This window comes from Paraplanobispora takensis, from assembly GCF_016863195.1.
Lineage (GTDB): Bacteria > Actinomycetota > Actinomycetes > Streptosporangiales > Streptosporangiaceae > Planobispora > Planobispora takensis.
Genome location: NZ_BOOK01000014.1, coordinates 72,225 through 91,187 on the forward strand (window position 1 = coordinate 72,225; position 18,963 = coordinate 91,187).

The 18,963-nt window shown below is 72.0% G+C and carries 21 protein-coding genes; 9 read left to right on the forward strand and 12 right to left on the reverse strand.

What is annotated here, in order from left to right; translation table 11 throughout:
* Positions 1–13 precede the first annotated feature (13 nt).
* From Pta02_RS10640 to Pta02_RS10650, 3 genes are all read right to left on the reverse strand, one after another.
* Positions 14–349 carry a helix-turn-helix domain-containing protein gene (locus tag Pta02_RS10640; RefSeq protein WP_203874570.1) on the reverse strand — a complete coding sequence of 112 codons (336 nt, stop codon included), beginning with the start codon at positions 347–349 and terminating at the stop codon, positions 14–16.
* Positions 350–632: 283 nt separating this feature from the next.
* A complete protein-coding gene (locus Pta02_RS10645) occupies positions 633–1,169 on the reverse strand; it encodes a YceI family protein (protein WP_203874571.1) in 537 nt (178 codons plus the stop codon).
* Positions 1,170–1,219: 50 nt separating this feature from the next.
* Positions 1,220–1,732 carry a helix-turn-helix domain-containing protein gene (locus Pta02_RS10650; RefSeq protein ID WP_203874572.1) on the reverse strand — a complete coding sequence of 171 codons (513 nt, stop codon included), beginning with the start codon at positions 1,730–1,732 and terminating at the stop codon, positions 1,220–1,222.
* A gap of 144 nt (positions 1,733–1,876) precedes the next feature.
* On the opposite strand from Pta02_RS10650, the gene Pta02_RS10655 reads away from it, so the two are divergent.
* The 6 genes from Pta02_RS10655 (at position 1,877) to Pta02_RS42295 (ending at position 6,921) form a co-directional block, all read left to right on the forward strand.
* Complete coding sequence (locus Pta02_RS10655) at positions 1,877–2,920, forward strand: NADH-quinone oxidoreductase subunit B family protein (RefSeq protein WP_203874573.1); 1,044 nt, start codon at positions 1,877–1,879, stop codon at positions 2,918–2,920.
* A gap of 4 nt (positions 2,921–2,924) precedes the next feature.
* Positions 2,925–4,694, forward strand: coding sequence for a nickel-dependent hydrogenase large subunit (locus tag Pta02_RS10660; protein WP_203874574.1), 1,770 nt, complete (start codon positions 2,925–2,927; stop codon positions 4,692–4,694).
* Entirely contained in the window at positions 4,694–5,557 is an 864-nt protein-coding gene (locus tag Pta02_RS10665) for a NifU family protein (protein ID WP_203874575.1), read from the forward strand. The genes Pta02_RS10660 and Pta02_RS10665 overlap by 1 nt, the downstream gene beginning before the upstream one ends.
* A 74-nt stretch (positions 5,558–5,631) precedes the next feature.
* Entirely contained in the window at positions 5,632–6,180 is a 549-nt protein-coding gene (locus Pta02_RS10670; RefSeq protein WP_203874576.1) for a DUF5947 family protein, read from the forward strand.
* Position 6,181: 1 nt separating this feature from the next.
* Positions 6,182–6,823, forward strand: a complete 642-nt coding sequence (locus tag Pta02_RS10675) for a DUF6084 family protein (protein ID WP_203874577.1) — start codon at positions 6,182–6,184, stop codon at positions 6,821–6,823.
* Between the two features lie 5 nt (positions 6,824–6,828).
* A complete protein-coding gene (locus tag Pta02_RS42295; protein ID WP_373872360.1) occupies positions 6,829–6,921 on the forward strand; it encodes a DUF6893 family small protein in 93 nt (30 codons plus the stop codon).
* Positions 6,922–6,956: 35 nt separating this feature from the next.
* Here Pta02_RS42295 and hypF read toward each other — a convergent pair whose 3' ends face one another.
* The 4 genes from hypF to Pta02_RS10695 form a co-directional block, all read right to left on the reverse strand.
* Entirely contained in the window at positions 6,957–9,494 is a 2,538-nt protein-coding gene (hypF, locus tag Pta02_RS10680) for a carbamoyltransferase HypF (RefSeq protein WP_307837456.1), read from the reverse strand.
* Positions 9,491–10,357 carry an alpha/beta fold hydrolase gene (locus Pta02_RS10685; RefSeq protein WP_203874578.1) on the reverse strand — a complete coding sequence of 289 codons (867 nt, stop codon included), beginning with the start codon at positions 10,355–10,357 and terminating at the stop codon, positions 9,491–9,493. Before Pta02_RS10685 ends, hypF begins: the two co-directional genes overlap by 4 nt.
* Before the next feature lie 89 nt (positions 10,358–10,446).
* Positions 10,447–11,139, reverse strand: a complete 693-nt coding sequence (locus Pta02_RS10690) for a thermonuclease family protein (protein ID WP_203874579.1) — start codon at positions 11,137–11,139, stop codon at positions 10,447–10,449.
* Between the two features lie 136 nt (positions 11,140–11,275).
* Complete coding sequence (locus Pta02_RS10695) at positions 11,276–11,608, reverse strand: hypothetical protein (protein WP_203874580.1); 333 nt, start codon at positions 11,606–11,608, stop codon at positions 11,276–11,278.
* 195 nt (positions 11,609–11,803) lie between these two features.
* On the opposite strand from Pta02_RS10695, the gene Pta02_RS10700 reads away from it, so the two are divergent.
* Positions 11,804–12,241: a hypothetical protein gene (locus Pta02_RS10700; RefSeq protein WP_239130087.1), complete on the forward strand. Its 438-nt coding sequence runs from the start codon at positions 11,804–11,806 to the stop codon at positions 12,239–12,241.
* Here the strand turns inward: Pta02_RS10700 and Pta02_RS10705 are convergent.
* Positions 12,220–13,518, reverse strand: a complete 1,299-nt coding sequence (locus Pta02_RS10705; RefSeq protein WP_239130089.1) for a GAF domain-containing protein — start codon at positions 13,516–13,518, stop codon at positions 12,220–12,222. The genes Pta02_RS10700 and Pta02_RS10705 overlap by 22 nt on opposite strands.
* A gap of 160 nt (positions 13,519–13,678) precedes the next feature.
* Here Pta02_RS10705 and Pta02_RS10710 point away from each other — a divergent pair, with 160 nt between their 5' ends.
* Together Pta02_RS10710 and Pta02_RS10715 are read left to right on the forward strand one after the other, a co-directional pair.
* Positions 13,679–14,347: a HEAT repeat domain-containing protein gene (locus Pta02_RS10710; protein ID WP_203874583.1), complete on the forward strand. Its 669-nt coding sequence runs from the start codon at positions 13,679–13,681 to the stop codon at positions 14,345–14,347.
* A gap of 6 nt (positions 14,348–14,353) precedes the next feature.
* Positions 14,354–15,358 carry a HEAT repeat domain-containing protein gene (locus tag Pta02_RS10715; protein ID WP_203874584.1) on the forward strand — a complete coding sequence of 335 codons (1,005 nt, stop codon included), beginning with the start codon at positions 14,354–14,356 and terminating at the stop codon, positions 15,356–15,358.
* A gap of 36 nt (positions 15,359–15,394) precedes the next feature.
* Here Pta02_RS10715 and Pta02_RS10720 read toward each other — a convergent pair whose 3' ends face one another.
* From Pta02_RS10720 to Pta02_RS10735, 4 genes are read right to left on the reverse strand one after another with little or no spacing between them, the layout of a single operon-like run.
* On the reverse strand, positions 15,395–15,724 hold the full coding sequence (locus Pta02_RS10720; protein WP_203874585.1) for a nuclear transport factor 2 family protein: 330 nt from the start codon (positions 15,722–15,724) through the stop codon (positions 15,395–15,397).
* Positions 15,725–15,757: 33 nt separating this feature from the next.
* Positions 15,758–16,861, reverse strand: coding sequence for an acetoin dehydrogenase dihydrolipoyllysine-residue acetyltransferase subunit (locus Pta02_RS10725; RefSeq protein ID WP_239130279.1), 1,104 nt, complete (start codon positions 16,859–16,861; stop codon positions 15,758–15,760).
* A complete protein-coding gene (locus Pta02_RS10730) occupies positions 16,858–17,871 on the reverse strand; it encodes an alpha-ketoacid dehydrogenase subunit beta (RefSeq protein WP_203874587.1) in 1,014 nt (337 codons plus the stop codon). Before Pta02_RS10730 ends, Pta02_RS10725 begins: the two co-directional genes overlap by 4 nt.
* A 49-nt stretch (positions 17,872–17,920) precedes the next feature.
* Positions 17,921–18,889: a thiamine pyrophosphate-dependent dehydrogenase E1 component subunit alpha gene (locus Pta02_RS10735; protein WP_203874588.1), complete on the reverse strand. Its 969-nt coding sequence runs from the start codon at positions 18,887–18,889 to the stop codon at positions 17,921–17,923.
* Between the last annotated feature and the right edge of the window lie 74 nt (positions 18,890–18,963).

Sequence of the window (18,963 nt, forward strand, 5' to 3'; positions counted from 1 at the left end):
CACCTTCCATTCCTCAGCGTGTCCGCGCCTCGCTCGATACGGCGAAGCCGGCGGGCGTGGGACCGAGGATCCCCGCCCCGTTCACCGGGAGCGGCGGCTGGTCGGCGGGCGTGGCGGGATCGGGCTGCCACGCCGACGGATCGTGGGTGAGTCCCAGTAGATAGGTGACGGTGCAGCCGAGGACGTCGGCGAGCTCCGGCAGCAGGCCGAGATCCAGCCCGTGGCCGTGCTCCATGGCGCTCAGCGTCCGGTTGGTGGTCGGATTGCCGCGTCGCTGCAGACGCACGGCGACCTCGTGCTGGGTGAGCCCCAGTGCGAGCCGCCTACCGCGCAGGCGCTGCGCGCACATCCAATGGCGTTCTCGGACCGGGTCTGGTCGGTGTGAGTTCATCCCGACACCTCTGTCCGTGGGAGAAGCCACAAGTGTCCACCCGGTTACGGACGGCGTCAATCGGAGATGAGAGGAAGTTGGCGCCCAGGTCAGGGGATCAAGGGCAACCGATCACGTATGGGGAGAAGACCGCCGCGAGGCCGAGAAATCGGGCTTTCCGCAGGCTTCCCGGGCGATTCCGGGGCCGGGAAACCGGGCTTCCCGGAGGCCTTCGCGGGCGGTGGTTCCGGGGGCCCCGTCCTCAGGGGGCCGACAGGTCGAGCTCGGCCTCCACCTCGACGGCGTCGGCCAGTTTGAGCGCGCCGAAGAACGCCGAGTACGGCTTGATGCCGTACTCGGACTGCACGACCCTGCCGGTCGCGCGGTAACGGCCGCCGCCCAGGTGGGCGACCTCCAGGCGGAGCGGGCGCTCGCGGCCCAGCAGCGCGAGCGTCCCGGTGACGGTTGCGCCGCCGTCGCCGCCGGGGGAGACCTCGGCGGAGGTGAACCTCGCCTCCGGCCGCCGGTCGGAGCCCAGCAGCCGGCGGGCCGTCGCGGCGATCTCCTGCTTCTCGCGCTCGGTCAGCGGCTTGACCCCGCCGCTGCCCGCCACGACCCGCAGCGAGCCGGTGTCGGCGGTGACGGTGACCGAGCTCGCCGCCGGGTCCTCGGCCACGACGGCCTCCCCGGACCAGCGGGTCACCTCGATGGTCAGGTCGTGACCGGCCTGGGCGGCCAGGCCCTGCCGGGAGGTGCGCAGGATCAGCGTGCCGCGGGCGGGACCGACCGATATCGCCATACCGGCACCGTACGGAACGGAGTTCCGGGAGGGAAGGACCAGGCCGGACCTCAGGGCAGGGGGATGTCGCCGAAGCGTTCCCGGATGCGGCGCAGGTCGCGCAGGCGCGGCTCGGTCTCCCCGCCGAGCCACCGGCTCACGGTCCTGACCGACACGCCGAGCTGGCGGGCCGCGGCCTCCTGGGTGAGACCCTCCCTGCGCAGGGTGTCGGACATCCATTCGGCGAACGTGCGCGGCGCGGAGCCGGACGGCGAGGGGACCGCCACCGGGCCGGGCCGCTCGCCGTCCGAATGCAGCACGTCCACCTCGACGTCCTCCGGGAAAATGCGAATTGATATCTGAATCGTTCCCTCGGGACCGGCCGCGTGGAGCAGCGCGCGGAATACCCGCTGGGTGAGAGCGCGATTCTCGTTTTCGGGAAGCGAAGAATCGGCGAGCCCACGACGGACGAATTCCTGGATTTCCGGAATCGAGGACGGACGGGCCGGGAAAATTCTGGACAGCACGACGACCGGGAGTACCTCGATCGGGTTCTCCAGCGGCATGTCCGGAGGGTCGATCACCCGATCAGAGTACTCCTCACATAGGCGATCCATTCATCTGACACTTGTGTCCGGCTGTTATTGCAATATGCTTGCCGCCGTCGCCGTACGGATTTAACGTTCTCCCGTGGCCGACGAAATTAATTTCCCGCGAGGAGGTCACCGATGGCGGACGCCGATACCGATCAGGTGATCCACATTCTCTGGATGAACGGCGGCCTCGGCTGTGACGGGGACTCCGTGGCGCTGACCGCGGCCACCCAGCCGAGCATCGAGGAGATCGCGCTGGGCGCCCTCCCCGGGCTGCCGAGGATCGCGATGCACTGGCCGCTGATCGACTTCGAGTGCGGGCCCGAGCAGGGCGCCGACACCTTCATCGAGTGGTGGCACAAGGCCGACCGCGGGGAACTGGAACCGTTCGTCCTGGTGGTCGAGGGGTCCGTCCCCAACGAGGCCATCAAGTCCGAGGGCTACTGGTGCGGGTTCGGCAACAATCCGGCCACCGGCCAGCCGATGACCACCAGCGAGTGGCTCGACCGCCTGGCGCCCAAGGCCCTGGCGGTCCTGGCGGTCGGCACCTGCGCCACCTACGGCGGCATCCACGCGATGGCCGGCAACCCCACCGGCGCCATGGGCGTGCCCGACTATCTGGGCTGGGAGTGGCGCTCCAAGGCCGGCATCCCGATCGTGTGCGTGCCGGGCTGCCCGATCCACCCCGACAACCTGTCCGAGACGATCCTGTACCTGCTGTACCAGGCCGCCGGGCAGGCGCCGATGATCCCCCTGGACGAGGCGCTGCGGCCCACCTGGCTGTTCGGCGCCACCGTGCACGAGGGCTGCGACCGGGCCGGCTACTACGAGCAGGGCGAGTTCGCCAAGGAGTACGACTCGCCCAAGTGCCTGGTCAAGCTGGGCTGCTGGGGACCGGTGGTCAAGTGCAACGTGCCCAAGCGCGGCTGGATCAACGGCGTCGGCGGGTGCCCCAACGTCGGCGGCATCTGCATCGCCTGCACCATGCCCGGCTTCCCGGACAAGTTCATGCCGTTCATGGACGAGCCGCCCGGGGCCAACGTCTCGACCGTGGCCAGCACGATGTACGGCACGGTCATCCGCGCGCTCCGCGGCGTCACCATGCGGACCGTGGACGAGGAGCCCAAATGGCGCCGCAAGGGCGACGACCTTCTGAGCGGCTACAAGAGCACGTGGTGAGACCATGACGACTTCGAAGGACGACGGCGACCTGGTCGAGATGTCCTGGGACCCCATCACCAGGATCGTGGGCAGCCTCGGCATCTACACGAAGATCGACTTCGCCCAGAAGCAGGTCGTCGAGTGTCACAGCACCTCGTCGATCTTCCGCGGCTACAGCATCTTCATGAAGGGCAAGGACCCCCGCGACGCCCACTTCATCACCAGCCGGATCTGCGGGATCTGCGGCGACAACCACGCCACCTGCTCGGTCTACGCGCAGAACATGGCCTACGGCGTGCGCCCCCCGCACCTCGGCGAGTGGATCCTCAACCTGGGCGAGGCCGCCGAGTACATGTTCGACCACAACATCTTCCAGGAGAACCTGGTCGGGGTCGACTACTGCGAGCGGATGGTCGCCGAGACCAACCCCGGCGTGCTGGAGCTGGCCAACCGGACCGAGTCGCCGCACGCCTCCGCGCACGGCTACCGGACCATCGGCGACATCATGCGCTCGCTCAACCCGCTGGAGGGCGAGTTCTACCGGGAGGCGCTGCAGGTCAGCCGCTACACCAGGGAGATGTTCTGCCTGATGGAGGGCAGGCACGTCCACCCCTCGACGCTCTACCCCGGAGGGGTGGGGACCGTCGCCACGGTGCAGCTGTTCACCGACTACCTGACCCGGCTCATGCGCTACGTGGAGTTCATGAAGAAGGTCGTGCCCATGCACGACGACCTGTTCGACTTCTTCTACGAGGCCCTGCCCGGCTACGAGAACGTCGGCCGGCGGCGGGTCCTGCTGGGCTGCTGGGGAAGCCTGAACGACCCCGCGCACTGCGACTTCACCTACGAGAACATGAACGCCTGGGGCCGCAAGATGTTCGTCACGCCGGGCGTCGTGGTGGACGGCAAGCTGCTGACCACCAGCCTGGTCGACATCAACCTGGGCATCCGCATCCTTCTGGGCCACTCGTTCTACGAGGACTGGGAGGACCAGGAGATGTTCGTCACCCGCGACCCGCTGGGCAACCCGGTGGACCGCCGGCACCCGTGGAACCAGCACACCATCCCCCGGCCGGCCAAGCGCGACTTCGACGACAAGTACTCCTGGACCATGTCGCCGCGCTGGTTCGACGGCACCGACCACCTGGCGCTGGACACCGGGGGCGGGCCGCTGGCCCGGCTGTGGTCGACCGCCCTGGCCGGGCTCGTGCAGACCGACTACATCAGGGCCACCGGCAACAGCGTGCAGATCGTCCTGCCGCGCACCGTGGCCAGGCCGGAGACGGCCTTCGAGTGGAAGATCCCCCGGTGGAGCAACGCCCTGGAGCGCAACCGGGCCCGCACCTACTTCCAGGCCTACGCCGCCGCGCTCGCGCTGACCTTCTGCCAGAAGGCGCTGTCGGAGATCCGCGGCGGCAACACCAGGACGTGGGAGCCGTTCACGGTGCCCGACGACGCGGTCAGCTGCGGGTTCACCGAGGCGGTACGCGGAGTGCTGTCCCACCACATGGTCATCAGGGACGGGCGGATCGCCAACTACCACCCCTACCCGCCGACCCCGTGGAACGGCAGCGTCCGCGACAGCTTCGGCACCCCCGGCCCCTACGAGGACGCCGTCCAGAACACCCCGATCTTCGAGGAGAACCCGCCGGAGAACTTCAAGGGCATCGACATCATGCGGGCGGTGCGCAGCTTCGACCCCTGCCTGCCCTGCGGCGTGCACATGTCGCTGGGCACCGGCAAGGTGCTGCGCAAACTGCACACCCCCCACGCCTTCAACGCCGAGTACTGATGACCGGCGATCCCCGGGCGGTGGGCGACCGCATCGAGCAGCTCCTGACCGGCCTGCGCGCCGGACGCGACAGGCAGGCCGCTGAGGAGCTGGTCGGCCTGCTGGTCGGGATGTACGGCGAGGGCCTGAAACGGATCGTCACCCTGCTCGGCGGGCACGACCCGGTCCTGGTGTCCCGGCTGGCCGAGGACGACCTGGTGGGCAGCCTGCTGCTCCTGCACGACCTGCACCCGCTGGACGTGGACTCCCGGATCCAGCGGGCGCTGGACCGGGTGCGCCCCTACCTGGGGTCGCACGCCGGCGGGGTGCAGTACCTCGGCGTCGACGAACAGGGCGTCGCCCGGCTCAGGCTGGAGGGCACCTGCGACGGCTGCCCGTCCTCGACGCTCACCGTGAAGACGGCCATCGAGGGGGCGGTCCTGGACGCCGCACCGGAGGTCACCGGGATCGAGGTCGCCGGCATGTCGGAGCCGCGGCCGGTCGAGCTGCTGCAGATCGGAACGCGTCCACCGGACGGATGGGGTGGCGACACCGGCGAGGGGGGCCCCATCCGCACGGGCTGGACCGCGCTTCCGGATCTGGGGCCGCCGACCGGCCGCCCGGTGAGGGTGACGGCGGGCGATGTGACGATCATGGTGTGCTCGGTGCGCGGCACGCTGTACGCCTACCGGGACGCCTGCCCCGCCTGCGGTTCCACGCTGTCGGACGGGATGCTCAACGGACACGTGCTGGCCTGCCCCGCCTGCGACGCGCATTACAACGTCCGGGTGGCCGGGCGCGGGATGGAGGACCCCGCCCGCCACCTGGATCCGGTGCCGCTGCTGTCCGACAGTCACGGCGTACGTGTGGCGGTGCCGTCGTGACGGGCGGCGGCGAGGGGCTGCGCCGGTTCGTCGGCGCGCGTCCCACGCCGCCGGTGCCCACGGACAAATGTGACATGTGCGGAATCCCCGTCGGCGTCGACCACGGCCACGTGGTCGACGTGGACAACCGCGCGCTGATGTGCGTGTGCCGGGCCTGCTTCATGTTGTTCACCTGGGAGGAGGGCGTCGGCCGCTACCGGGCGGTGCCCGGGCGCTATCTCCACGACCCGCGGCGGCCGCTGGCCTCAGCGGACTGGCGGCGGCTGGGGATCCCGGTCGGCTCGGCCTTCTTCCTGCGCGGTGAGTCAGGGGTCACCGCCTTCTACCCGAGCCCGGCCGGGGCGACCGAGTGCCTGCTGGACCTTCGGGCCTGGGCCGAGCTGACCGAGCAGCATCCGCTGCTGAAGGCGGCGATGCCCGAGGTGGAGGCCGTGCTCATCCGCGAGACCCCCGGCGGGGTCGAGTGCTACCTGGTCCCGATCGACGCCTGCTACCGGCTGGCCGGCACCGTACGGATGTACTGGAAGGGGTTCGACGGCGGTCAGGAGGCGCACGAGCGGATCGAGGAGTTCTTCGCCGACGTGCGCTCCAGGTCCCGGCCCTTCGACCCGCCGGAGGGATGACGTGGCCGACCTGTTCTTCGACTGCCTCGGCGCCCGCGCCGACCGCTACGCCGTCACCCCGGGCATGACGCTGGAGCTGCGCGTCACCGAGACCGGCGGCGAGCGGGTGGAGGCGATCGCCCTGCGCTGCCAGATCCGCATCGAGCCGCACCGGCGGCACTACTCGGCCGCCGAGGCCGAGCGGCTGCACGACCTGTTCGGCGACCCCGGGCGCTGGTCGGACACCCTCAAGCCGCTGCAGCTGGCCACGCTGTCCACGATGGTGCCCGGGTTCACCGGCGGCACGACCGTCGAGCTCGCGCTGCCGGTCACCTACGATCTGGAGATCGCCTCAACCCGTTACTTCAGCGGGCTGGACGACGGCGTGATCCCCCTGCTGCTGCTGTTCAGCGGCACGGTGTTCGGCACCCGCGACGGCCGGATCCAGGTGCAGCAGGTGCCGTGGAGCAAGGAGACCTCCTACCCGATGCCGGTCGAGGTGTGGCGCGAGACGGTCGATCTGCACTTCCCCGGAAGCGCGTGGCTGCGCGTACGCCGCGAGACCCTCGACGCGCTGCAACGCTTCAAGTCCCGCAACGCGCTGCCCAGCTGGGACGGCGCGATCTCCGCCCTTCTCGACCGAGAGGAGACCGGACCATGGTGATGCGCGTGCTGAAGATAACGCTGCTGATGCTCGTGGTGGCCTTGATCATCAGAGCGTTGCCGGACATCAAGCGGTACATCAAGATCCGCAACATGTGACGCGACGGTGCTCGGGCACGCCGGTGCCTGGGCGCTCAGCCGCGCGCATGGTCCCGTGCGGCCGCGACCGCCGCCTGGCCGAGGCTGATCCCGCCGTCGTTGGCCGGGACCCTGGAGTGGGTCAGGACCCGGAACCCGGCGGCGGACAGCCCGTCCGCCGCCCGCTGCAGCAGCAGCAGATTCTGGAAGACCCCGCCGGACAGGGCGGCCGTCGTCACCCCGGTCGCGTCCCGGAGCGCGACGCAGCAGCGCACGACGAGATCGGCCACCCCGTTGTGGAACCGGGCGGCGATCACCGCGGGGTCGACGCCCGCCAGCAGATCCTCGGCCGCGGCCCGCACCAGGTCGGCCCCCGCCACCACCAGCGGCCCGCCGGGGACCGCGCCGGACGGTGCGGCAGGCGTGCCGGGGGAGGCCGAGGCGTGGTGGCGGTCGTGTCCGGCGGGGGAGACGGACGCGTGGTAGCGGCCGCGTTCGGCGGGATCGGCGCGCTGTTCCAGCTCGATCGCGGCCTGGCCCTCGTAGGTGATCGCGTCGCGCGGGCCCAGCAGCGCGGACACCGCGTCGAACAGCCGGCCCGCGCTGGAGGTGAGCGGGGAGTTCACCCCCGCGCGGGCCAGCGCCAGGACGTCCGCCCACCGGGCGCGGTTGCGTACGGCCACCGCCAGCCCCTCCGGCGCCTGCCCGCCGTAGGCGGCCTGGAGATAGGCGGCGGCCATCCGCCACGGCTGCCTGATCGCCGCCGTGCCGCCCGGCATCGGCACCGGCGCCAGGTGACCGGCCCGCTCGAAGGAGGTCAGGTCGGCCAGGAGGAACTCGCCGCCCCAGAGGGTCCCGTCGGCGCCGAGACCGAGCCCGTCGAAGGCCACCCCGAGCACCGGCCCCGGCTCCCCGTTGTCGGCCAGGCAGGAGGCGATGTGCGCGTGGTGGTGCTGCACCCCGACCAGCTCGGTCTCCGCCAGGGTGTCCGCCAGCTCCACGGCGTACTTGGTGGACAGGTACTCCGGGTGCAGATCGTGCGCGACGACCCGCGGCCGGATGCCGAACAGCGCGGAGAAGTGCTCGACGCCCTCGGTGAACGACCGCAGCGTCTCGTAGTTCTCCAGGTCGCCGATGTGGTGGGAGACGAAGGCCCGGTCCCCCTCGGCCAGGCAGAAGGTGTTCTTCAGCTCCGCGCCGCAGGCCAGGATCGGCCGCGGGGCGGGCCGGCGCAGCTCGACGGGGTCGGGCACGTAGCCGCGTGATCGGCGCAGCACCGACCCGCGCCCGCGGAACGGGCGCACGACCGAGTCGTCGGTGCGGACGTGGATGGGCCGGTCGTGGGTGAGGAAGGCGTCGGCGATGCCGCCGAGCCTGGCCGGCGCGTCGGAGTCACGGTGGACGATGGGCTCGTCCGAGACGTTTCCGCTGGTCAGCACGATCGGCCCGGTCACGGCGGCGAGCAGCAGGTGGTGCAGCGGGGTGTAGGGCAGCATGACGCCGAGCCTGCGGTCGCCGGGTGCCGCCGAGACGGCCACCGGCGCGCCGGCCCGCCGCGGCAGCAGGACGATCGGCCGGGCCCGGTCGGTGAGCAGCGCGGCGCCCGTCGCGTCGACCTCGCACAATAGCCCCGCCTGCTCCAGATCGGCGGCCATCACCGCGAACGGCTTGTCCTCGCGGTGCTTGCGCCGCCGCAGGGCCGCGACCGCGTCCTCGTCGGAGGCCAGGGCCGCCAGGTGGTAACCGCCCAGGCCCTTGACCGCCACCACCCGCCCGGCGCGCAGCAGCCCGGCGCACCGGCCGACCGGGTCACCGGGCAGCTCGGCGCCGCGCGGGTCCAGCAACCGCAGCCGGGGGCCGCAGTCCGGGCAGCACACGGGCTGGGCGTGGAAGCGCCGGTCGGCCGGGTCGTGGTACTCGGCGGTGCAGGCCGCGCACATCGCGAACCCCGCCATGGTCGTCAGGGGGCGGTCGTACGGTACGCCGCGCACGATGGTGAAACGCGGCCCGCAGTTGGTGCAGTTGACGAAGGCGTACCCGAAACGGCGATCACCCGGATCGGCCAGCTCCCTCAGGCAGTCGGCGCAGGTCGCACCGTCCGGCGAGACCAGGGCCCGGGGTCGCCCGGAGGCGTCACTGTCCACGATCGCGAACGCCCCCGCCACACCCCCACCCGCCCCGGCCGCGATCTCGGCAGGCTGCCCGCCGGCCTCGGCCTCCGCGGGGGTGCGGGGCATGACGGAGATCCGGTCGATCCGGGCGAGCGGGGGTGCGTCCCGCTCCAGCGCGACCAGGAACTCCTCGATCCGTTCCGGTGCCCCCTCGGCCTCGACGAACACCCCGTCCGCGTCGTTGCCCACGCACCCGGCGAGGCCGAGCCGGACGGCCAGGCCGTAGACGAAGGGCCGGAACCCGACACCCTGCACGAGGCCCTCGGCCCGCACGTCGACCCGCACCCGCCCGCCCACCCGTGTCTGCCCGGCGGCCCGCGCCTGCCCGTCCCCCCGCCCGGTGCGCACCTGGCCGCGGCCCCCGGGGCGGTCTCCCCGGTCGCGGTCTGCAGGGGTACGGCGGCGGCCGTCTTCGGAGGTCACAGATGCTTGAGGATGGCTTCGGCCAGCCGGTCGGGGGTCTCGATGAGGGGCCAGTGGCCGACGTCCGGCCACACCTCCACCTCGGTCTGCGGGCGCAGTTCGAGCAGGCGGTGGACCATGTCCACCACGGCGATCGGGTCGAGGCCGCCCCATATCGCGGTCAGCGGGCCGGGGAAGCCGGTCAGGCCCGCCGTCCAGCGTTCCTGGTGGATGCGGCGTTCCTCGACGTAGCGGATCAGGCGGGGCATCAGCCGGTCGCCGCCCTCGTGGCGGATCAGGGAGACCATCGCGGTCAGCTCGCCGTCCGGCGCCTTTCCGGACGGGAAGGTCTCGGCCAGGCTGCCCGTCAGCATGTCGGCGGGCAGCCCGTCGGTGAGGGGTTCGTCGGGGAGGGAGAGCAGGAACAGCTGGCCGTCGGTGAGCTGCGCCTGATCGATGAAGATCGACCCGTTGGTGAGGACCACCTGGTCGATCACGAACGGCAGCTCTCCGGCGGCCTGCCGTACCAGCAGTTCCGCCACGACGGTGTCACCCATGTCGTGGGCCACCAGGGCGCAGCGCTCGATCCCGCACGCGGTCGCGACCGCGACGGCCAGCGCCGCCTGGTCGAACAGCGAGTAGGCGCGGTCGGCCGGTTTGGCCGACAGCCCGAACCCCAGGAAGTCGAAGGTCACCACGCGCCGGTGACCGGCCAGCCCGGCCGCGACGGCGCGCCAGTCGAAGGACGAGCCGGGGAAGCCGTGCAACAGCAGGACCGGCGGCCCCTCGCCCGTCTCGGAGACGAAGATCTCCTGACCGGCGTGGACCATCATGCGACCGCGGGCGCGCCAGTCGTCGACGGCGGCGGGAAGGTGCTCGGACATGTCGGCATTCTTCGCCGCCACCCACGCCGGCGCCAGACCTCATCGCAAGGTTTCGGCCTACAGAGCTTATGTCCGCCGTGACGCCGGCGTCAGGGCTCGCAGACCACGCCGTCGCCGTCGCGGTCCTGATACCAGTCGTACTCCGGATCCACGCCCTTGCGGTACGGGCCGAGGCCGGCGTCGTTGGCCTCGGCGCACGTCCGATGGCGCCTGTCGAGATCCTGTCCGGGCCCGCCGGGCGTCGTGGGCTTGGGCGTCGGTGTGGGGGTGGGTACGGGGGCGCCGCCGGTGCCGCACCTGCCCGACCAGATGCGCAGTTTCTCCTTGCGGGCCTTGTCCTGCTCGGCCCGCATGATCGTGATGTACTTGTCGTTCGGCTTGTACAGCACCGCCTTGCCGTACCCGTAGCGCACCAGGTTGCGGTTGACGAACACCCCCGAGGCGTTCCACGCGTAGAACAGCGACCGGCCGTAGCGGTCCTTCGGGTCCCTGTCGGGCAGCAGCCGTACCGCCCTGCCCACCGGCAGCAGCGTCCCGACGCGGGCCGTCGCCTCCTTGTGCCAGCACCGGCCCCGCTCCGGGGTGTCGACCTCCAGCAGTTGCACGCGGACCGTCGGGCCGGTCGCGGTGAAGCGGACGTCGATCGTGTCACCGTCCACGATCTTCACGACGGTCGCCTTCTTCGTGCCCTTCGGCACGGTGGCCGAGGCCGGTGCGATCGGCGCGAACGTGACCGTCAGGCAGGCCGCCGCGAGGACGGCGGCCGTGGAACGCAGGTGCATCGGGTTTCTCCTGTGGCTGGGGGCCGGTGGGGAGAAGACGTGCGGTGCGTGCACCAGGTTCACACGTTCCAACGAAGAATGATGAGTTTCAGCCTCTCTGTGGCTGTACGGCTGATCCGTGACCTGTGCGGCCCGCCTATGTCCTCCGGGGGTTCCGCATCTGCGGGGCGCCGTCGTGGTCCTGCGGAGTGACCGCCGTGAAGATGTCGTGCAAGGTCGCGAGGCGGTACGGGGGCATCAGGGGTCCCCGGCCGGGGACGGACCTGGCGGCGGCGCGCCGCTCGGCGGCGCCGTCCTCGGGCCGGGAGCGGGACGGGCGCCCGCGCCGGGCGCGAGCCTCCTCCCGGCGCCGCAGCAGAAGGTCGGCGAGCTCCTCCACCGGCCGCTCGGCGCGGGCGGACGGGCGCGGGACGGTTTCCCCGGCCGGGAGAGGACCACGGCGGGAACGGGTGGGACCGGTTTTCGCCATGCTGCGATCCTTCGCTTTCGGCGCCGCCGCCGGGTTGCGCCGCTGCTACGCGTTTGTGAATTCCTCGCTGCCGCGGTCACAGGCGGGACAGCGGCCACGGGTGAGACAGCCGCCGCCGGCGGGACGGAGGCGATCGGTGGGAAGACCGCGCCGGGGGTGAACCCGGCGGGGGAGGGGTGCGTATCTCGGGGCGTGATGACATATCCGCGCATCGCCGCGCTCGCCCTCGCGCTCGCGCTCTCCGCGGCCTGCTCCGCCAACGGCGCCCCCGCCGGAGGCGGCCCGGCCGGTGGCTCCGGTGACGGGTACGGCGAGGCCGTGGCCCAGGAGAAGGCGCTCACCGTCGAGGAGCTGGCCGCCCGGCTCGACTGCAAACCGGACATCCAGATCGAGGCGTCCGAGCTGCGGCAGGGACACTGCAAGACGTCCATGGGGGAGTTCTTCCTCACCACCTTCGCCACCCAGCAGGGCAAGGACGAGTGGATGGACGCCGCCCCCGAGTACAACCCGCACCTGGTCGGGCACCTGTGGACGGCGCTGTCCACCCGCAAGGTGCTGGAACGCGTGCAGGAGAGGATCGGCGGCGACCTGCACCTGACCGACCACCGGACTCAGACGCCCGTACCGGGCTGACCGGTCACGGCGCGCAGGCGGCGGACCGCCGGCGCGTCCGAGGCGGGCAGCAGATCGGCGCGGTCGGCGGGCCAGGTGACCTCGATCTCGGCGCGGTCGTGGAAGCGGTACGGCCGGTGGCACAGCACGCCGCCCAGATGACGGCGCAGGCGGGACATCTCCGCTCGGACCGTGACGGTCCTCGTCGGGTCGCCGAACAGGTCGCCGGCCAGTTCGGTGGCCGTGCGGCCCTCCCGCCGGCAGGCCAGCAGGAGCAGGATCTCCGCGTGCCGGGGGCTGAGCCGGTGGTGCCAGGAACCGCTGGGACCGCTCAGCGTGACCGTCGGCGACGCCGCGCCGCGCAGGTCGAGCCGGACGCGCGTGGCGGGCCGGTCGCCCGCCGGGTCCGGCCGGATGATCCAGCCGCCCGGCAGCGGCTCCAGCACGCAGGTGCCCAGGGACGGCAGCCACACGCCCCCGGCGTCCACGACGTCGGGGACGGGCAGCCGGGCCACCGGCTCCCACCCGGAGGCGGCGGCCACCCAGCCGTGCGGGTCCACGACGATCACCGGACCGCCGGGCCGCGCCACCACGGGAGCCGCGACCGCGCGCAGCCGTTCCAGGTCGCGGTGGTGGAGGGTGCGCAGCTCCGCCTCGGCCAGCCGGGCCACGGCGTCGACCAGCGCGAGCGTGTTGGGATGGATGGTGGCCGCGGGACCGCTCACGTCGGCGATCCCGATCAGCCGCCCGCTGCGGGGGTCGTGCACGGGAGCGGCGGCGCACGTCCAGGCGTGGTGGGTGCGCACGTAGTGCTCGGCGGAGTACACCTGGACGGGACGCCGTACGGCCAGCGCGGTGCCGATGGCGTTGGTGCCGACGGCCTCCTCCCGCCAGCTGGCGCCCTCGACGAACCCCAGCCGGTCGGCCCTGCGCCGTACGGCGGAGCTGCCCTCCCGCCAGAGCACGCGTCCTTCGCCGTCGGTCACCACCATGATCTGCGAGGCGTCGTGGGCGACCCCCGCCAGGCCGTGCCGCAGGGTGTCCAGGGCCTCGCCGATCAGCGAGTCCCTGCGCCGGTGCTCGACCTCCTCATAACGCAGCGGTGCGGCCCCGCCGCCGCGGTCGGGGTCCACCCCGTAGCCGCGCACCCGGCGCCAGGAGGCGTCGATGATCCGCCGGGGGAGGGCGGGCGGCGCCTGCCCGGCCAGTGTGGCGCAGTAGACCTGCGTGAGCACGCGGGCGTGCCGGCGGGGATCAGAGCCCGCCGGCACCGCCGCTTCCAGCCGCTGGCGCCGCAACCGCCGCTCCCGACCTCGACCTCCGGTCTCCTGGCCGCTACCTCCGTTCTCACCGTGAGTCTGAACCTCACCGCCCGAGATCGCCATGGCCCCGCGGTGCGGATCCGCTTGACCTTGACACAGTGACAAGCTCTTCACTGCTGCCGAGGAGGTGGTCGCGATGACCATGCAGGAACAGGACACGGATACGGTTCGGGCCCTGCGGCAGTTGGAGGACGGCCGCGCGTCGGTGCGGCTGCGGGCGGCGATGGCGCTCGGCACGGCCCCTGACCCGCGGTTCGTCGGCAAGCTCGTCGAACGCTGCGCGATCGAACCCGAGTTCTATGTGCGCGATATGCTGACGTGGGCACTCACCCGTCACCCGGCGTCCATGACGATTCCGGAGCTTCTCGGGGAACTCCGCTCGGAGCGTGCGCAGGCACGGAGTCAGGCGTTGCACACGCTGTCCAAGATCGGGGATCGGCGGGCGTGGCCGGCGATCACACGGGCGCTGCTGTCCGACGCCGAGGACGAGGTGGCGCGGAGCGCCTGGCGGGCGGCGGTCGTGCTCGTGCCCGAAGGGGAGGAGCACGGGTTGGCCGCGGTGTTGTCGGGGCAGTTCGGGCGCGGCGGACGTGAGACGCAGCTGAGCCTCAGCCGGGCGCTGGTCGCGCTCGGCGAGGTGGTCGTGCCCACGCTGCGCGCCGCGACGACGGATCCCGACCCGCGTGTGCGGGCGCACGCGATCGCCACGGAACGGCTGCTGCGCGACCCGGACGCCGGATTCGAGTTCGCGATCGAGGAGGCCAAGCGCGTCGTGGCCCTCGGCGGCGCCGGCAAGGAGGAGTGACAGGCAGTGCTGATCGGTGACGTGGCCCGGCGGTCCGGGGTCAGCGCCCGGATGCTCAGGCATTACGACTCACTCGGCCTGGTGCGGCCGACGGGCCGCAGCGGCGCGGGCTATCGGGAGTACTCCGGCGAGGACGTCCGGCGGATCTTCCATATCGAGAGCCTGCGGTCCCTGGGACTGTCGCTGCGCGAGGTCGGGCGCGCGCTCGACGATCCCGGCTTCGCACCCGCGGAGCTCGTCGGCGACCTCATCCGTCAGACGCGCGAGCGCATCGCGGCCGAGACGGAGCTGCTCACGCGTCTGCGCCGGATCGACGCCGCGGAACCCGCCGGCTGGGAGGACGTGCTCCAGGTCGTCGCGCTCCTGCAGGCGCTGGGGTCGAAGAGCGCCGGCAACCGCCAGCGCGCGGCCCTGTCCGCGGTCGAGGAGGTTCCGCTCCCGGTGGAGGCGCTGGTCGAGGCGGCGCTGGGCGAAACGGACCCCAACGTCGCCGGAGCCCTCCGCTGGGCTCTGGCGCAGTCGGGCGATGACGGCCTGGCGTTGCTGGCGGAGGGCCTCGGCTCACCGGCGGCCGAGGTGCGCGAGCGCGCCGTCCGGTCCATCGCCGAGATCGCGGGCGATGAGGCGACCGCGCTGCTGCGGGAGGCCCTGGCCAACCCCGACGTCGTGGTCCGCAGACATGCGGCTCTGGCACTCGGGGCCCGTGGAGTGGCCGAGGCGGTCCCGACGCTCGTCGACATGGTCGTGGAGGGGACGAACGACGTCGACGCGGCCGATGCCCTGAACGCGCTGGCGAGCCGTTCCGCGCAGGCGGACCGGATCGCCGCCGGGCTCGTCGACCGTCTCGCCCGCGGCGACGTCGAACCGTCCGCGCGCCGGCGGCTGACCCAGGCGCTGGCCGACATCCCGGGAAGCACGGCGTCACGGGCCCTGGCGGATCTGTCACATGACGAGGACCGAGCCGTCGCGCTCACCGCGGCGTACGTCCTCGGGCTGCGCGACGCACGATGACGGATCTCTCCCGGGACGCCGGGGTGGAGACCGCGTTCAGGACATGAAGATCACGCGGTCGATCACGCCTTCCCTGACGCGGTAGGAGACCAGCAGGTCGAAGTCGCCGCGAGCGGTGCCGACCGCGTGCTCGTGGTCCACCACCCACTCACCCTCGGCCATCCGTCCCAGCAGGTCGGCGTGGCAGGACCTGGCGGTGAACTGCGGCGAGTACCGCTCGCGCAGGTGGTCATGGCCCTTGCCCTGGACCTGGTCACCGCTGAGCACGACGACGTCCTGCGCGTAGCACGCGATGAAGGCGTCGAGGTCGTGGGCGTTGTAGGCGTCGAGCTGGCGCTGGGCGAGATCGGAAGGCGTGGCAGTCATGCCGCACAGCATCCCAGACCATCAAAACAGATCTCAGGACCCACCCGCCTCCACGGCCTCCTCCACGGCCGCCACCACCGCGGCGGGCGCCTCCATGTGGACCATGTGCCCGGCGCCGTCGACGAGCCGTACGCCGGGCGGCCGGCCCGCTTCGCCGTACGGCAGGATCCGGTCGGACCCGCCCCACACCACCACCGTCGGGACGGCCAGCCCGGCGTGCAGGGTGGTCACGTCGATCGCCTGCCGGTCGCCGTCGAGCATGGACTCCGACACGGTCTTCAGCGCCTCAGCGACGCCGTCCAGGCGTTTGTAGCGCAGCAGGTCGTCCACGAGCCTGCCGGTGACCTGGCCGGGGTCGGCGAAGAGCTTGCCGAGCTGCGGTCTCAGCTCGCGCCGGGACGAGGCGGCGGCGAAGGAGCGGACGTATCCGGCGTCGATCTCCGTGCCGAACCCGGCCGGGGCCACCAGCGTCAGTGAGCGCACCCGGCCGGGGCGCGCGGCCGCGACGGCCGTGACCACGGCTCCGCCCAGTGAGTGGCCGACCAGGTGGGCGGGCGGTGCCCCGATCGCGTCGAGGAATCCCGCCACCGCGCCGGTCAGGCTCCCGAAGTCCTCCACCCGCTTGCCGGACCCGCCGTGACCCGGCAGGTCGAGCGCGTGCACGGTGTGCCTGCGGGCCAGCGGTTCCTGGACGAACAGCCAGGAGCCCTTGTCGCCGCCGTAGCCGTGCACGAGGACGATCACCTCCGGGCCCTCGCCCAGCGTGGCGTAGCAGATCTGCCGGCCGTCCGCCTCGACGGTGCCGAAGGCGGTCCCGGACTCCTCGGGGACGATCCCGGAGGCCAGCCGCTCGCGTGCCCCGGCGGCCATCCGCTCGACCTCCTCCTCGGCCGCGCCGGCCGGGGCGATCACCGCGATCACCGCTCCCACCGGGACCGTCGCGCCGACCGGCGCGACGATCCTGCGCACGACGCCCGGCCAGGGCGACTCCAGCACACCGTTGATCTTGTCGGTGTCGATCTCGGCGAGCTCCGTGCCCTCCTCGACCTCCGTGCCCTCGGAGACCAGCCAGGCGAGGATCTTGCCGGTCGTCATGGACAGGCCCCACTTGGGTACGGCCAGGCCCCGGACCGTCATCGCTTCCACCCGGCGACGCTCTTGACGGCGTTGGCGACGCGCTGGGGATCGGGGATGTACAGGTCCTCCAGCGCGTCGCTGAACGGGACCGGCGTGTGCGGGGCGGTCACCATCCGGACCGGCGCCCGCAGCGCGCCGAAGGCCTCCTGCGCCACCAGCGCGCAGACGTCGGTGGCCATGTTGCACCGGGGCGTGGCCTCGTCGACCACCACGAGCCTGCCGGTGCTCTCGACGCTCTCCAGGATGGTGTCGGCGTCGAGCGGGCTGGTCGTACGAGGGTCGATGACCTCGCATTCGATCCCGTCGCCGGCCAGCTGCCCGGCGGCCTGCTCGGCCGTCCCCACCATCCGGCCGAAGGCCACGATCGTGACGTCGCCGCCCTCGCGCACGATGTTGGCCTCGCCGAAGGGGATGGCGTAGCTCTCCTCGGGCACCTCGCCGACGGTGTCGTAGAGCATCTTGTGCTCGCAGAAGATCACCGGATCGTCGTCGCGGATCGACTGGATCATCAGCCCCTTGGCCTCGTAGGGACTGGAGGGCAGCACGACCTTCAGGCCCGGGATGTGCGTGAAGATCGGGTAGAGCGCCTGCGAGTGCTGCGCGGCGGCCCGCAGGCCCGCGCCGTACATCGTGCGGACGGTCACCGGGGTGATCGCCCGGCCGCCGAACATGTAGCGGAACTTGGCCGCCTGGTTGAAGATCTGGTCGAAGCAGACCCCCATGAAGTCGATGAACATCAGCTCGGCCACCGGGCGCATGCCCCGGGTGGCCGCGCCGATCGCGGCGCCGATGAACGCCGACTCCGAGATCGGGGTGTCGAGCACCCGCCCGGGGAAGCGGTGGTAGAGCCCCTTGGTCACGCCGAGCACGCCGCCCCACGCGTCGTCCTCGCCCGGGCTGCCCGCGCCTCCGGCGTTGTCCTCTCCCATGATGATGACGCGGGGGTCGCGTTCCATCTCCTGCGCGAGCGCCTCGTTGATCGCCTCGCGGTAGCTGATCGTCCTGGCCATGGCCGTTCTCCTCAGTACGCGGCGTACCGGTGGGTGACGTGGACGTCGGTCAGTACGTGACGTAGACGTCGGTGGCGAGATCGCCCGGGTCCGGCCGCGGCGCGCTCTCGGCCTCGGCCACGGCGGCGTCGATCAGGGCGTCGACCTCGATGTCGACCGCGTCGAGCTGCTTGTCGGTCAGCAGATCCCGCTCGGTCACGCGGGCGCGGAAGCGCAGCAGGCAGTCCAGGTTCTCCCTGGCGTGGGTAACCTCGCCGGCGCGGTAGGTCTGCTGGTCGCCCTCGAAGTGCCCGAAGTAGCGGGTGAGCTTGACCTCGATGAGCGTGGGCCCGCCACCCTGCCGGGCGCGGGAGATCGCCTCGCCCGCCGCCTCGTGCACGGCGAAGAAGTCGAACCCGTCGACGATCACGCCGGGCATGCCGAAGGCGGCGGCCCGGTCGGCGATGTTGTCGCAGGCGACCGACCAGCTGCTGGAGGTGGCCTCGGCGTAGCCGTTGTTCTCCGCGACGAAGACCGCCGGCAGGTGCCAGACGGAGGCGAGGTTCAGGGCCTCCAGCGTGGTGCCCTGGTTGCTGGCGCCGTCGCCGAAGAAGGCCACGCCGACGCCGCCGGCCCCCTCGTGCTTGGCGGCGAGGGCCGTGCCGCAGATGAGCGGCGGGCCGCCGCCCACGATGCCGTTGGCCCCGAGCATCCCCTTGGTCAGGTCGGCGATGTGCATCGAGCCGCCCTTGCCGCGGCACGACCCCGTGCCGCGGCCGTAGATCTCGGCCATCATGGCCTTGACGTCGACGCCCTTGGCGATGCAGTGGCCGTGTCCCCGGTGGGTGCTGGCGATGGTGTCGCGCGCGTCCAGGTGCGTGCACACGCCCGTGGCGGAGGCCTCCTCGCCCGCGTACAGGTGCACGAAGCCCGGGATCTCCCCGGTGGCGAACTCCTCGTGGACGCGCTCCTCGAAGGCCCGGATCGTACGCATCATCCGGTAGGCGTCGAGCAGCGTGATCTCGTCGATCTCTGGCATGGCGTCCCTCCCGCCGTTCCCGGCCGTGCGGCCGGGCGTCGTGGGCCAGTGGGTGGTGGGGGCAGTGGGTGGTG

What these genes read in the sequence shown, in the direction of transcription:
- Pta02_RS10730 (WP_203874587.1), bottom strand. Translation starts at nt 17,871, where the DNA reads ATGGCCAGGACGATCAGCTACCGCGAGGCGATCAACGAGGCGCTCGCG.
- Pta02_RS10720 (WP_203874585.1), bottom strand. Translation starts at nt 15,724, where the DNA reads ATGACTGCCACGCCTTCCGATCTCGCCCAGCGCCAGCTCGACGCCTAC.
- Pta02_RS10700 (WP_239130087.1), top strand. Translation starts at nt 11,804, where the DNA reads ATGACATATCCGCGCATCGCCGCGCTCGCCCTCGCGCTCGCGCTCTCC.
- Pta02_RS10670 (WP_203874576.1), top strand. Translation starts at nt 5,632, where the DNA reads ATGTGCGGAATCCCCGTCGGCGTCGACCACGGCCACGTGGTCGACGTG.
- Pta02_RS10660 (WP_203874574.1), top strand. Translation starts at nt 2,925, where the DNA reads ATGACGACTTCGAAGGACGACGGCGACCTGGTCGAGATGTCCTGGGAC.
- Pta02_RS10655 (WP_203874573.1), top strand. Translation starts at nt 1,877, where the DNA reads ATGGCGGACGCCGATACCGATCAGGTGATCCACATTCTCTGGATGAAC.
- Pta02_RS10710 (WP_203874583.1), top strand. Translation starts at nt 13,679, where the DNA reads ATGACCATGCAGGAACAGGACACGGATACGGTTCGGGCCCTGCGGCAG.
- Pta02_RS10690 (WP_203874579.1), bottom strand. Translation starts at nt 11,139, where the DNA reads ATGCACCTGCGTTCCACGGCCGCCGTCCTCGCGGCGGCCTGCCTGACG.
- Pta02_RS10665 (WP_203874575.1), top strand. Translation starts at nt 4,694, where the DNA reads ATGACCGGCGATCCCCGGGCGGTGGGCGACCGCATCGAGCAGCTCCTG.
- Pta02_RS10645 (WP_203874571.1), bottom strand. Translation starts at nt 1,169, where the DNA reads ATGGCGATATCGGTCGGTCCCGCCCGCGGCACGCTGATCCTGCGCACC.
- Pta02_RS10725 (WP_239130279.1), bottom strand. Translation starts at nt 16,861, where the DNA reads ATGACGGTCCGGGGCCTGGCCGTACCCAAGTGGGGCCTGTCCATGACG.
- Pta02_RS10685 (WP_203874578.1), bottom strand. Translation starts at nt 10,357, where the DNA reads ATGTCCGAGCACCTTCCCGCCGCCGTCGACGACTGGCGCGCCCGCGGT.
- Pta02_RS10640 (WP_203874570.1), bottom strand. Translation starts at nt 349, where the DNA reads ATGTGCGCGCAGCGCCTGCGCGGTAGGCGGCTCGCACTGGGGCTCACC.
- Pta02_RS10695 (WP_203874580.1), bottom strand. Translation starts at nt 11,608, where the DNA reads ATGGCGAAAACCGGTCCCACCCGTTCCCGCCGTGGTCCTCTCCCGGCC.
- Pta02_RS10735 (WP_203874588.1), bottom strand. Translation starts at nt 18,889, where the DNA reads ATGCCAGAGATCGACGAGATCACGCTGCTCGACGCCTACCGGATGATG.